This is a genomic window from Cryptosporangium phraense, assembly GCF_006912135.1.
Classification (GTDB): domain Bacteria; phylum Actinomycetota; class Actinomycetes; order Mycobacteriales; family Cryptosporangiaceae; genus Cryptosporangium; species Cryptosporangium phraense.
The window spans coordinates 168,040-180,734 of the sequence record NZ_VIRS01000007.1; the positions used below are offsets into that span (position 1 = coordinate 168,040).

At 71.2% G+C, this 12,695-nt stretch carries 10 protein-coding genes; 8 read left to right on the top strand and 2 right to left on the bottom strand.

Annotated features, from left to right (window positions below; genetic code table 11):
• The first annotated feature begins 108 nt into the window (after window positions 1-108).
• Genes FL583_RS12520 through FL583_RS12550 form a run of 7 tightly spaced genes read left to right on the top strand, consistent with a single transcriptional unit; the run spans window position 109 to window position 8,311 of the window.
• Complete coding sequence (locus FL583_RS12520) at window positions 109-1,365, top strand: M24 family metallopeptidase (RefSeq protein WP_205752070.1); 1,257 nt, start codon at window positions 109-111, stop codon at window positions 1,363-1,365.
• A complete protein-coding gene (locus tag FL583_RS12525) occupies window positions 1,362-2,465 on the top strand; it encodes an ABC transporter ATP-binding protein (protein WP_142704862.1) in 1,104 nt (367 codons plus the stop codon). Before FL583_RS12520 ends, FL583_RS12525 begins: the two co-directional genes overlap by 4 nt.
• Window positions 2,458-3,597: a polyamine ABC transporter substrate-binding protein gene (locus tag FL583_RS12530; RefSeq protein ID WP_142704764.1), complete on the top strand. Its 1,140-nt coding sequence runs from the start codon at window positions 2,458-2,460 to the stop codon at window positions 3,595-3,597. The genes FL583_RS12525 and FL583_RS12530 overlap by 8 nt, the downstream gene beginning before the upstream one ends.
• Window positions 3,598-3,601: 4 nt before the next feature.
• Window positions 3,602-4,447 carry an ABC transporter permease gene (locus tag FL583_RS12535; protein WP_142704765.1) on the top strand — a complete coding sequence of 282 codons (846 nt, stop codon included), beginning with the start codon at window positions 3,602-3,604 and terminating at the stop codon, window positions 4,445-4,447.
• Window positions 4,440-5,285 (top strand): ABC transporter permease, encoded by an 846-nt coding sequence (locus FL583_RS12540; RefSeq protein WP_205752072.1) that lies wholly within the window; start codon window positions 4,440-4,442, stop codon window positions 5,283-5,285. Before FL583_RS12535 ends, FL583_RS12540 begins: the two co-directional genes overlap by 8 nt.
• Entirely contained in the window at window positions 5,282-6,892 is a 1,611-nt protein-coding gene (locus FL583_RS12545; RefSeq protein WP_142704766.1) for an amidohydrolase, read from the top strand. Before FL583_RS12540 ends, FL583_RS12545 begins: the two co-directional genes overlap by 4 nt.
• Entirely contained in the window at window positions 6,893-8,311 is a 1,419-nt protein-coding gene (locus FL583_RS12550) for an NAD(P)/FAD-dependent oxidoreductase (RefSeq protein ID WP_142704767.1), read from the top strand. It begins immediately after the preceding gene.
• 67 nt (window positions 8,312-8,378) lie between these two features.
• Here FL583_RS12550 and FL583_RS12555 read toward each other — a convergent pair whose 3' ends face one another.
• Window positions 8,379-9,101, bottom strand: a complete 723-nt coding sequence (locus FL583_RS12555; RefSeq protein WP_142704768.1) for an alpha/beta fold hydrolase — start codon at window positions 9,099-9,101, stop codon at window positions 8,379-8,381.
• A gap of 54 nt (window positions 9,102-9,155) precedes the next feature.
• On the opposite strand from FL583_RS12555, the gene FL583_RS12560 reads away from it, so the two are divergent.
• Window positions 9,156-9,575, top strand: coding sequence for a MarR family winged helix-turn-helix transcriptional regulator (locus tag FL583_RS12560; RefSeq protein WP_142704769.1), 420 nt, complete (start codon window positions 9,156-9,158; stop codon window positions 9,573-9,575).
• Window positions 9,576-9,578: 3 nt separating this feature from the next.
• Here FL583_RS12560 and FL583_RS40880 read toward each other — a convergent pair whose 3' ends face one another.
• Window positions 9,579-12,110 carry an MMPL family transporter gene (locus FL583_RS40880; RefSeq protein ID WP_205752073.1) on the bottom strand — a complete coding sequence of 844 codons (2,532 nt, stop codon included), beginning with the start codon at window positions 12,108-12,110 and terminating at the stop codon, window positions 9,579-9,581.
• Window positions 12,111-12,695: the final 585 nt, after the last annotated feature.

Sequence of the window (12,695 nt, forward strand, 5' to 3'; positions counted from 1 at the left end):
ACGCCTCCGGGTTAGGGGTTTTCGCAAGACTAAACGTTGACAGTCGCTGAGTTCGCAAAATAACGTCCGCCCATCAGCGGATGCGGCGCGGAAGAAGGCGGTCAGCACGTGGGCACCATCGACGTCAGCGCAGTCACACGGTTCCTCGCCGAGAGCGAGGCGACGCGGAACGCGGTCGACCCCGACATCCCGTTCTCCCGGGAGGAGTACGCGGCCCGGCTGACCAAGCTGCGCGCGGCGATGGCCGAGGACGGCATCCGGACGCTGCTGCTGTTCTCGCCGGAAGCGATGTGCTGGCTGCACGGCCTCTCGCTGCGCTGGTACAAATCGGGCGCGCCCCGCCAGTGGCGGCCGCTGACCTGCTCGGCGGTGCACGTCGACTCGGACACGGTCATCCAGTTCGAGGGATACGAGCACCAGGAGATGATCCGGCGCACGTCGGTGGCGCAGGACGTCAGGTTACTGCCCCGCTACGAGCGCGCCGGAATGCTCGACTTCATCGTCCGCAACCTGAAGGACGAGGGCTGGACGACCGGGACGGTCGGCGTCGAGAAGTACAGCTACGTCCCGAATCCCGCGGTGGCCGCCCAGGTCGACGCCGCACTCACGGCCGCCGGAGCCACGGTCGTCGACGCGAGCGACGCGATCCGGCGGGTGCGCAGGCTGAAGTCCCCGGCCGAGATCGCCTACATCGAGAAGGCGGCGGAGATCTGCGACGCGGGCCTGCTGCACCTGCGCGAGGTTCTGGCGCCGGGGATGACCGAGCTCGAGGCCTGGGCCGAGATGGTGATCGGAATGGCCCGGGCCGGCGGCGAGCCGGCCGCGCTGCACGAGCTCGCGGTCGTGACCACACCGGCCGGCGGGCTCGGGCACGCGATCGCCGGGCGGCGCGTGCTGCGGGCCGGCGACTGGCTCGAGGTCGACCCCTGCGGCGTGTACAACCACTACCACGCGAACCGGAACGCGTTCTATTACCTGGGTGAGCCGCCGGAGATCGCGGTCGAGCTGATGACGTTCCTCGGCGGCGCGTACGACGTCCTCACCGGCACCGCGAAGGTCGGGACGCCGGTGCGTGAGGTGGCCCGGGCGCTGCGCGAGTACTACCAGGACGCCGGGGTCTGGGAGCTGAACAGCCAGTACTGGGTCGGCGGCTACGAGCTCGGGATCAGCTTCCCGCCCGACTGGGTCGGCGAGTGGCTGTTCACGGTGAACTCCGACGAGGACCAGGGCGTCATCGAGGACGGCCTGGTGACGAACTACGAGAGCATCATCGGGCTCGGGCTGCTCGACACGATCGTCTACCAGACGTCGGGCACGCGGACGCTCTCGACGATCCCTTACGAGATCCTCAGCGTGCCGTGCTGAGTCCGGCCATCGAGCTCGTGGGCGTCGAGAAATCGTTCGGGAAGACCGACGCGGTGGCCGCCGTCCGGGGCGTCGACCTGACGATCGCCGACGGCGAGTTCTTCTCGCTGCTCGGGCCGTCGGGCTGCGGGAAGTCGACGACGCTGCGGATGATCGCCGGGTTCGAGGACCCGACCGCCGGGCAGATCCGCCTGCACGGCGCCGACGTCACCGACGTGCCGCCGCACAAGCGGGACGTCAACATGGTCTTCCAGAACTACGCGCTGTTCCCGCACCTCAACGTGCGCGACAACATCGCGTTCGGGCTCCGTCGCAAGAAGGTACGGCGGGCCGAGCTCGACCGCCGGGTCGGCGAGATCATCGACGTCGTCCAGCTGACGGGGCGGGAGCGGCGGATGCCGCGGGAGCTCTCCGGCGGGCAGCAGCAGCGGGTCGCGCTGGCCCGCGCGCTGGTCAACCGGCCCCGGGCGCTGCTGCTGGACGAGCCGCTCGGCGCGCTCGACCTGCAGCTGCGCCAGAACATGCAGATCGAGCTCAAGCGCATCCAGCGCGAGGTCGGGGTGACGTTCGTCTACGTCACCCACGACCAGTCCGAGGCGCTGACGATGTCCGACCGGGTCGCGGTGATGAACAACGGGCTGGTCGAGCAGTGCGCCGACCCGAAGTCGGTGTACGAGAGCCCGGACACGCCGTTCGTCGCGCAGTTCATCGGGACGTCGAACCTCTTCTCGGCGCCCTCGACGGCGCTGGCCGGTGACGAGCTCGTGCTCGACCTGAACGCCGACGAGCGGCTGCTGGTGCCGGCCCCGGCCGGTCACGCGGTCGGCTCTCCGGTGACGTTCACCGTGCGGCCGGAGAAGATCACGGTCCTCAAGGACGCGCCGGTCGTCGGGTCGCGGCTGCGCGGAACCGTCGAGGAGATCGTCTACCTCGGGGTCTCGACCAGCTATGTCGTGCGCACTGCCCTTCTCGAGAACGTCGTCGTGTTCGAGAAGAACGGACCTGACTCCTCTCTCCTGAGCCGCGGTGACGCGGTCTGGCTGACCTGGCCCACCGAGAACGCCCACACGTTCAACCCCCCGGAGACCCGCCATGCGTAAGACACTCAGACCCGGACCCACCGGTTTCATCGACCGCCGCGCGTTTCTCGGCGGCTCGCTCAGCCTGGCCGCGCTCGCCGCGCTGGCCGCTTGCGGCGACGACTCGTCGTCCTCGTCGACCAAGGCCGCTCCGGCCCTGAAGGCGGCCAAGGACGGCGACACGCTCAACCTCTACGCCTGGGACGGGTACTTCGCTCCCGAGGTCATCGACGGGTTCGAGAAGAAGTACGGGATCACGGTCAAGCAGACCGCGACTGCCTCGATGAACGACATGATCCAGAAGATCACCGCGAAGCAGCCGTTCGACATCGCGATCCAGAACTCGACGTTCCTGCAGCAGGTGACGTCGGTCGGGCTGCTGCACCAGATCAACCATGACGCCCTGACCAACTGGGGCGAGGTCATCGAGTACTTCAACGACCCGTACTTCGACCCGGGCGCGAAGTACTCGGTCGGCTACGCGATGGCCCCGGTCGGCCTGGCCTACCGGAAGAGCAAGTACACGAACCTGACGAAGTCCTGGAAGGACCTCTGGACCAACGTCGACACCGACCCGAAGCACGTCTACCTGATCGACGACTACCAGATCAGCCTGTCGGTCGCGCTGATGTACCTGGGCCTGGACGCCAACTCCGACAAGCAGGACGACCTCGATAAGGCCGTCGACGCGATCCGGAGCATCAAGGGCAAGCTCGGCGGCTTCAACTCGACGAACACCGTGCAGGCGCTCTCGTCCGGCCAGGCCACGCTGCTGCCGTCGTACACCGGCAACGTCTACACCGCGCTCAGCCAGGCCAAGGACGCCGCCGACCTGGACTTCCAGCTGTGCAAAGAGGGCCAGCTGTTCAACGACGACGTGATGACGATCCCGATCAACGCGCCGCACACCGGCAACGCGATGCTGTTCCTCGACTGGGTGCTGGCCCCGGAGCAGATGGCCGCGAACGTCAAGTACATCGGCTACCCGGTGCCCACCAAGACCGGCATGGCGACGTACGACACGCTGGTCAAGGGGCACGACTTCCTCACGTTCGGCACGTCGCTGCTCAGCGACACGAAGGCCTGGCAGAAGGGCCTCACCGCCACCCAGCGGACGATGTGGAACGCGGCCTGGCTGAAGGTCCAGGCCTGATCCGGTGAAGCAGAAGACCCTCGCGCGGCTCTCGCTGCTGCCGGGGTCGGCCTGGCTGATCGCGCTGTTCGTCGCCCCGTTCGGGGTGGTGCTCGCCGTTTCCCTGGCGACGACGGACATCATCGGCCGGCCGATCTACGGCTGGCACACCGACGCGTACCGGCTGGTGGTCGACGGCGGGTTCCTCACCGTCTTCGCCCGCTCGCTCGGCTACGCGGCGGCGACGACCGCGATCTGCCTGGTGTTCGGGTACCTGGCCGCCTACACCGTCGCCCGGTACGGCGGCCGGTACCGCAACGCGCTGCTGCTCCTGGTGCTGGTGCCGTGGTTCGTCGACTACCTGATCCGGATCTACTCGTGGATCCAGCTGGTCGGCAACGGCGGGGTGCTCTCGTCGGTGCTGGGACGCAACGCCGATCTGCTCGGGCACTCGTACACGGTGATCGGCGGGCTGGTCTACAACTTCCTGCCGTACATGATCCTGGCCCTGTACGTGTCGATCGACCAGCTCGACGCGTCGGTCATCGAGGCCGGCCGGGATCTGTACGGCGGGCCGGTGGCGACGATGTTCCGGGTGACGATCCCGTGCACGCTGCCGGGCATCGGCTCCGGCTGCCTGCTGGTGTTCCTGCCGGCGATGGGCGACTTCGCGACGTCGCAGCTGCTCGGGTCACCGGACCAGTACATGATCGGCAACATCATTGCCGGGCAGGCCCAGACCGCGGGCGCGTTGCCGGTCGGGGCGGCGCTGACCGTGCTGCTGGTCGGGCTGCTGGCGCTGATCGCGCTGCTCGGGGCCGCGGTCTCGATCCCGTGGCGGCGGCGTCTGCTCGGGGGTGCCCGTGGCTGACGTCCTGACCCGGCCCGCGCCGGTCCCCCGGCGGCGCCGTCGGCGGTTTCCGGCCGGCAAGACCGCGCTGTGGGCGGTCACCGCGCTCGTCGGGGTCTTCCTGCTGCTGCCGATCGCCGTCGTCGTGCTGTTCTCGTTCAACTCGAAGAAGTCGCTGAACTCGTTCGAGCAACCGAGCCTGCACTGGTACGCGGCCCTGTTCGACAACTCCGACCTGCTCGCCTCGGTGCGGGTGAGCCTGGAGATCGCGGCGGTCACGTCGGTCGTCGCGACCGTGCTCGGCACGATCTTCGCGTTCGGCCTGGCCCGCTCGCGGACGCGATGGTCGCGACCGCCGCAGACCGTGCTGATCGCGACGCTGGTGACCCCGGAGATCGCGACCGCGGTCGCGCTGTTCCTGGTCTTCACCAGCGGCCTGCACTGGAACCTCTCCACGACGACCGTGATCCTCGGCCACATCACGTTCTCGCTGGTGTACGTGACGCTCGTCGTCCGGACCCGGCTGGCCGGCCTGCGGCCGGAGGTCGAGGAGGCGGCCAAGGACCTCGGCTGCACCGAGTGGCAGGCGATCCGGCTCGTCATGCTCCCCCAGCTCGCCCCGGCGATCGTCGGCGCGGCCCTGCTGGTGTTCGTGCTCTCGTTCGACGACTTCGTCACCTCGACGTTCACCACCGGGGCGGGCACCTCGCCGCTCCCGGTCTACATCTACGGCGCGATCAAGTTCGGGCTGTCCCCAGAGATCAATGCGGTGGGTTCGCTCATGCTCCTCGTCACCCTCGTTCTCGGCACGGCCGGGATCGTCCTCACCCGCGCCTCGTCGCGCCGGAGTCGCTCATGACCACCCTTCTGGTCAACGGCCAGTTCTACCTGGATGACGGCGACGCGAACTGGGCGTCGGCCGTCGCCGTCACCGGAACCACGATCAGCGCGGTCGGGGACGCGGCGGTCGCCGGCTCGCACACCCGGGTCGTGGACCTCGACGGTGCGACCGTGCTGCCCGGGTTCGTCGACGCCCACGTGCACCCGATCATGGGCGGCGCCGAGCTGCTCGAGTGCGCGCTGGCCGACTACACCGAACGGTCGGAGTACCTCGCGGCGGTCGCCGCCTACGGGGGCAGCGGCTGGATCACCGGCGGGGGCTGGTCGATGACCGCGTTCCCCGGCGGCGTGCCGGACGCGGCCTCGCTGGACACCGTCACCGACGGCCGCCCGGCGTTCCTCTACAACCGGGACCACCACTCGGCCTGGGTGAACACCGCCGCGCTGCGGGCCGCGGGCATCGACGAGTCGACCCCCGATCCGGAGGGCGGCCGGATCGAGCGGGACGCGTCCGGTGCGCCGACCGGCGCCTTGCACGAGTCGGCGATGGACCTGGTCACCCGTCTGCTGCCCGCGCCGGGGCCGTCGCACACGGTCGACGCCCTGCGGGCCGGGCTGCGGTACCTCAACTCGCTCGGCATCACCGGCTGGCAGGACGCGAAGGTGCGCGTCGACCCCGACGACATCTCCGCCTACCTGGCGCTGCAGTCGGCCGGTGAGCTGACCGCGCGGGTGGTCGGGGCCTACTGGCTCGATCCGCAGCTGGACGTCTCGCAGGTCGACACGATCGTCGCGGCCCGGGCCGCGCTGCCGCCCGGCCTGTTCACGCTGGGCGCGGTCAAGATCATGCTCGACGGGGTGTGCGAGACCCACACCGCGTCGATGTCGTCGCCGTACCTGGACGGGCACGGCCACTCGACCGGCAACACCGGGATCTCGTTCTTCGAGCGGGACATGCTCCTGGAGTGCGCCCGCCGGCTGGACCGGGCCGGGTTCCAGCTGCACTTCCACGCGGTCGGCGACGCCGCGGTGACCGAGGCGCTCGACGTCGTCGAGGCGATCGGGGCCCGGCACCGGCCGCACGTCGCGCACGTCCAGGTCGTGCACCCGCGGGACGTCCACCGGTTCCGGGCGCTGGGCGTCTCGGTGAACGCGCAGCCGCTCTGGGCCCGGCTGGAGCCGCAGATGACCGAGCTCACGCTGCCGTTCCTGGGGACTGAGCGCGGCGGCTGGCAGTACCCGTTCGGCGAGTTCGAGAACGCCGGGGCGACGCTCGCGTTCGGCAGCGACTGGCCCGTGTCGACGCCCGATCCGATCCGTCAGCTGCACGTGGCCGTCAACCGGACCCCGGTGCCGGACAAGACCCGGTGGACCCCGCAGGACGGTGCGTTCCTGCCCGATCAGCGGCTCTCGCTGCCGGTCGCGCTGCGCGCGTTCACCCGCGGCAGCGCCTGGATCAACCACCAGGAGGACGTCGCCGGAGCGATCGCCGTCGGTCGGTCCGCGGACTTCGCGATTCTCGACGCGAACCCGTTCGACCGTCCGCGTTCGGAGATCTGGCGGACGAAGGTCGTCGGGACGTGGTTCCGGGGACAGAGCGTGCACTCGACCGTCGGGGTGGCCTGAATGGCGGGCGACCGGAGGGGCCGAGCGGGCGGCCACCGGGGCCGGGTGGGCGACCGCAGGGCGCACAAAGCCTGGCAGGACGCGTCGCACACGCCGTTCTGGCTGGACAACCCGGACCGGCCGGCCCCCCGGGCGGCGCTGGCCGGCGCGGACACCGCCGACCTGGCCGTCGTCGGGGCCGGGTTCGCCGGGCTCTGGACCGCGCTGCTGGCCAAGGAGCGCGACCCGGCCCGGGACGTCGTCGTGCTGGAGGGCGCGCGCGTCGGCTGGGCCGCGTCCGGACGCAACGGCGGGTTCTGCTCGGCCAGCCTCACCCACGGCCGCGAGAACGGCCTGCGTCACTTCCCGGACGAGATCGACGAGCTCACCGCGATGGGCCTGGAGAACCTCGACGAGATCGAGGCGGCGATCGCCCGGTACGGCATCGACTGCGGCTGGGAACGGAACGGGACGCTGTCGGTCGCGACCGAGCCGTGGCAGCTCGGCCCGCATTCCGGGGACGGCGTGCTGCTCGACCGGGACGGGGTCCGGGCCGAGATCGACTCGCCGCGCTACGTCGGCGGGGTCTGGGAGAAGCACGGTTCGGCCACGCTCGACCCGGCCGCCCTGGCCTGGGGTCTGGCCCGGGCCTGCGAGGCGGCCGGGGTGCGGATCTACGAGCGCTCGCCGGTCACCGGCCTGCACCGCCTGGCTGACGGGGTGCGCCTGACCACCGCCCGGGGTGTCGTGCGGGCCGGCCAGGTCGCGCTGGCCACGAACGCGTTCCCGGCCCTGCTTCGCCGGGTTCGGCTCTACACCGTGCCGGTCTACGACTACGTGCTGGTCACCGAGCCGCTCAGCGACGGCCAGCTCGCGGCGATCGGCTGGGCCAACCGGCAGGGTTTGTCGGAACGGGCCAACCAGTTCCACTACAGCCGCCTGACCCGCGACAACCGCATCCTCTGGGGCGGCTACGACGCGATCTACCACTACGGCCGCGCGCTGCGCCGGTCGTACGACACCCGCCCGGAGACGTTCGACCGGCTCGCCGAGCAGTTCTTCGACACGTTCCCGCAGCTCGACGGGCTCCGCTTCACCCACGCCTGGGGCGGCGCGATCGACACCTGCACCCGGTTCTTCGCGCTCTACGGCACGGCCTGGGACCGGCGGGTCACGTACGCGCTGGGCTTCACCGGCCTGGGCGTCGCCGCAACCCGCTTCGCCGGCAACGTGATGCTCGACCTCCTCGACGATGCCGACACCGAGCGGACCCGGCTCGGCCTGGTGCGCCACAAACCGATCCCGTTCCCCCCGGAGCCGCTGGCCTACGCGGGCATCCAGGCGACCCGCGCGTCGCTGATCCGGGCCGACGAGACCGCCGGCCGCCGGAACCTCTGGCTACGCTCCCTGGACCGCCTGGGCCTGGGCTTCGACAGCTGACCCGCCACTCCGGACGGAGGGCCGAACCTCGTAGCGAGGCCCGAAGTCCCGGATCGCGGCGACGGGCTCAGCTTGCGAGGAGGGCCGTGAGCAGGTCGGGGCTCTCGAGCTGGGGCAGGTGGCCGGTCTTCGGCAGCAACTCGAACCGCGCGCCGGGGATCGCGTCGGCGTAGGCCCGGCCGTACTCCGGGGTGACGATCCGGTCGGAGTCACCCCACACCACCAGCGTCGGGCGGTCGATCGCCGCCAGCCGGTCCCGCAGCGTCGGGTCCTCCATCGGAGCGGCGTAGACCGCCAGCGCCTCGCGGTTACCGGCCAGCGCGGCCCGGGCCGCGGGCGGCAGGGCGTCCGGGTCGATGCGGAACGCGTCCGGATCGTAGTAGCTCAATTCCGCCACCTGCGGAAACGTCAGATTGAAGAAGTCGGCCACCGGCCGGCCGGGCACCTGCAGACCGACCGCGTCGACGAGGACCAGCCGGTCGACGCGGGGTGAGCGCCGCAGGCCGATCTCGGCGGCGATCCAGCCGCCGATCGAATTCCCGACGACCGTCACGCCGGTCAGGTCGAGCGCGTCGAGGAAGTCGACGTACACGTCGGCGAGCCCGCCGATCGTCGTCAGGTCGTCCGGGCGCGGGGTCCCGTCGAATCCCGGGTGGGTCGGGGTGATCACCCGGGCCGGCAGCTCGGCCGCGAGCCGCTCGGCGTACCCGGTCACCGAGAACGGCCCGGCTCCGCCGTGCAGCAGCAGGATCGGGCGCCCGGCGCCCCGTTCGGTGTAGTGAGGAGTCATATCAGGGAGCTTAGATAAGCATGTTGATATAAGCAACCTGATACGCTGCCGACCATGACTCGTTCGCTGGCCGAGATCGGACTGTCGGTGAAGCGGCTGCAGATGGCCCACCATCGCGCGGCCAACGTCGCGCTGGCGCCGCTGGGCCTCTCGATCGTGCAGTGGGACGCCCTGCGCCACCTGCGCCAGAACCCGGACGCGTCGCTGCACGACCTGGCCGTGCTGACGTTCCAGACCGATCAGTCGTTCGGCACGCTGGCCGCCCGCCTGATCGACCGCGGCCTGATCGAGCGCGTCCCCGGACCGGGCCGGGCGGTGAAGCACCGCTTGACCCCGCACGGCCTGGCCGTCCAGGAGGAGGGCCAGGCCGTGCTGAACGACGTGCTGGGCCGCACGTTCGGCGCGCTCGCCCCGGACGAGCTGGCCGCCTTCGACGGCCTGCTCACCCGGCTGCTCGCGAGCGCGTCCGGCTGACCCTCAGACCGAGACCGTCTCCCGCTCCGCGGGTTCCTGCTCGAGCTGCCGGTGCAGCTTCTCACCTTCGATGTCGACGTTCGGCAGCGCGCGATCCAGCCACCGCGGGAGCCACCAGGCCGCCCGCCCGAACAGCGAGATCACCGCGGGCACGATCGTCATCCGGACGACGAACGCGTCCACGGCGACGCCGAGCGCCAGCGCGAAGCCGACCGCCTTGATCGTCGCGTCGTCGATCAGCACGAAGCCGGCGAACACGCTGGTCATGATCAGCGCCGCGGCCGTGACGACCCGGGCGCCGTGGCCCATGCCGGAGACGACCGCCTGTTGGGCGTCGGCGCCGTGGACGAAGTCCTCCCGCATGCGGGAGACCAGGAAGACCTCGTAGTCCATCGCCAGACCGAACAGGATGCCGATCAGGATGATCGGCAGGAAGCTCACCAGCGGGCCCGGCGTCTGCACGCCGACCAGCCCGGCCAGGTGGCCCTCCTGGAAGATCCAGACCGTGATGCCGAACGTCGTCCCGACCGTGAGCAGGAAGCCGAGCGCGGCCTTGAGCGGCACCAGGATCGACCGGAACACGAGCATCAGCAGCAGGACCGACAGCCCGACGACCAGCGCGAGGTAGATCGGCAGCGCGTCGGACAGCCGCTCCGAGACGTCGATGCCGACGGCGGTCTGGCCGGTCAGCGAGACGTCGGCGTCGCGGATGCCGGCCACCTTGTCGCGCACGTCGTGCACCAGGGTCTCGGTGCTCGGCGCGGTCGGTCCGTCCTTCGGGATGATCGCCAGCAGCGCGGTGCGCTTGTCCTGGCTGAAGTTCGGCGGGGTGATCGAGACCAGGTTCGGGGTGCCGGTCAGGCGCTGGGTCGCCTCCTGGACGGCGGCCGCGGTCTGCTGCGGCGAGTCGCTGGAGACGACCATCGCCAGGCGTCCGTTGGCGCCCTGACCGAAGCCCTCGGTGATCAGGTCGGCGGCCGCGCGCTCCGGGGTGCCCGGGGAGGCGTGGGTGGCGTCCGGGAGGGAGAGGCGCATGTTCGCGGCGGGCAGGGCCAGGAGGCCCAGGCCGAGGATGCCGACGATGAGGACCGGGATCCGGGCCTTGATGATCCAGCGGGCCCAGCGGAACCCGAAGGGTTCCTTGCCGCTGCCGAACAGCCCGCCGACGAGGGGCGCGTCGGCCGTCGCGGCTTCGGTTTCGCGGCCGGCCGAGGCGGCTACGGTCTCGCGGCCGGCCGAGGCGGCTACGGTCTCGCGGCCGGCCGCGGCGGCGCTGTGGCCGGCCGTGGGGGCGGCGTTGCGGTTGTTCGCGGCGGCGGGGGCGGCGTTGCGGCCGTTCGCGGCGGCGGCGGTGGGGTCGCCGATGGTGCTATCGGCGGCGGCGGGGTCGGCGGCGGCGGGGTCGGCGGCGGCGGGCGAGCCGGTCGGGAGCGGGGCCTCGTGCTTGCCCGGACCGGCGCTGTCGGACGCCGCCACCACGGACGACGCGTGCTTGGGAGCGGCCCCGCGGGCGGCCGCGACCGCACGGCGCGCCTTCCGCGGGAGCACCCGCAGGCCGGCGAAGCCGAGCAACGCGGGCAGCAGCGTGATCGCGACCAGCACCGCGACCGCGACCGTCCCGGCCGCGGCCAGCCCCATCGCCGACAGGAACGGAATGTCGACGACCGTGAGCCCGGCCAGCGCGATGATCACCGTGATCCCGGCGAACAACACCGCCGAACCCGCGGTGCCGACCGACCGCGCGGCCGACTCCTCCGGGTCGAGCCCCTCGGCCAGGTGCTGCCGGTGCCGCGAGGTGATGAACAGCGAGTAGTCGATGCCGACAGCCAGGCCGAGCATCAGCGCCAGGATCGGCGCCGTGCTGTTCAGCGAGATGACCCCGGACAGCGCGTACAGACCCGCCATCCCGGCCCCGACGCCGATCAGCGCGTTGAGCATCGTCATGCCCGCGGCGACCAGCGACCCGAACGTCACCAGCAGGACGACCAGCGCCACCGCGACGCCGATCCCCTCCTGACCACCGATCTCCGGCGGCGACGTCATGACCTCGCCGCCGTGCTCCACCTGCAGGACGTCCCGCTGCGACTCACCGGCCTGCTCGTAGGCCTCGCGCTGCGCGTCGGTGATGTCGTCGACCGGGTCGCGGAACTGGACCTGGATCAGCGCGTACCGCCCGTCGCGGGAGAGCGACTTCGCGATGAACGGGTCGACCGCCCCGAGGACGCCCGGCACCTGCGAGGCTTCCTGGACGACCTGCTTCACGGCGGCCGCCATGTTCGGATCGGCCAGCGTGTCCCCGTCCGGGGCCGCGACGACGATCGTCCCGGTGGCGCCGCTGGCCTCCGGGAACTCCTGTTTCAACGCGTCGAGGGCGCGCTGGGATTCGGTGCCCGGTAACTTGAAGTCGCTGGTCGTCGGGCCCTTGAAGGCCACTGCCGCGCTGCCGAGTGCGACCAGGAGTATCAGCCAGAGGATCACGACCAGCCGTCGGCGGCGGAACGAGCCGCGGCCGAGGCGGTAGAGCAGCGTTGCCAATGTCTGTCCTTGTGCAGATGAGCATTGTGCGCGCTCGGGATCTCCGGACACGCTCCCGTCCACCGCTCATCCTGCCTTGCCGATCGGCAAGCAGCTAGCCGGGCGGCTAGTGGGATGCCTTACAGCATTCAGTCTTTCGTTCCCGCCCCCGGCGCCCGCACCCGACCGCCCCGGCCCGCCCGGCCCCTGGCGGATCCGGGACCGCCGGGCCGAGTCCCGCGATCCGGAGCCGCCAGGCGGAGGCCGCCCGGCGGAGCCGGGCTCGCTGAGGCCGCGTGGCTCAGCCCAGCCCACGAAGGCCGCGTGGCTGAGGTCGGCCCGCTGAGGCCAGCGGGTTGGATCCCGCTGGGTGACGCAGGTCGGGGATGCCTGGCGGAGGCCGGCGGGCGCAGGCCGGGGGTGAGGCCTGAGGCCGGCTCGCTGAAGCTGGCGGGCTGGGGCCAGCCAGCAGAAGCAGACCGGCAACGGCCGGGTGCGGAGGCCGGCTTGCTGAGGTGGCACGCCGAGCAGGACACGTCTCGCTTCACCCAGCTTCACCCCGGGGATGGCACGCCGGCGGTTGCACCCCGGCCGCGACAGCCCGCC

What these genes read in the sequence shown, in the direction of transcription:
- FL583_RS12560 (WP_142704769.1), top strand. Translation starts at nt 9,156, where the DNA reads ATGACTCGTTCGCTGGCCGAGATCGGACTGTCGGTGAAGCGGCTGCAG.
- FL583_RS12530 (WP_142704764.1), top strand. Translation starts at nt 2,458, where the DNA reads ATGCGTAAGACACTCAGACCCGGACCCACCGGTTTCATCGACCGCCGC.
- FL583_RS12550 (WP_142704767.1), top strand. Translation starts at nt 6,893, where the DNA reads ATGGCGGGCGACCGGAGGGGCCGAGCGGGCGGCCACCGGGGCCGGGTG.
- FL583_RS12555 (WP_142704768.1), bottom strand. Translation starts at nt 9,101, where the DNA reads ATGACTCCTCACTACACCGAACGGGGCGCCGGGCGCCCGATCCTGCTG.
- FL583_RS12545 (WP_142704766.1), top strand. Translation starts at nt 5,282, where the DNA reads ATGACCACCCTTCTGGTCAACGGCCAGTTCTACCTGGATGACGGCGAC.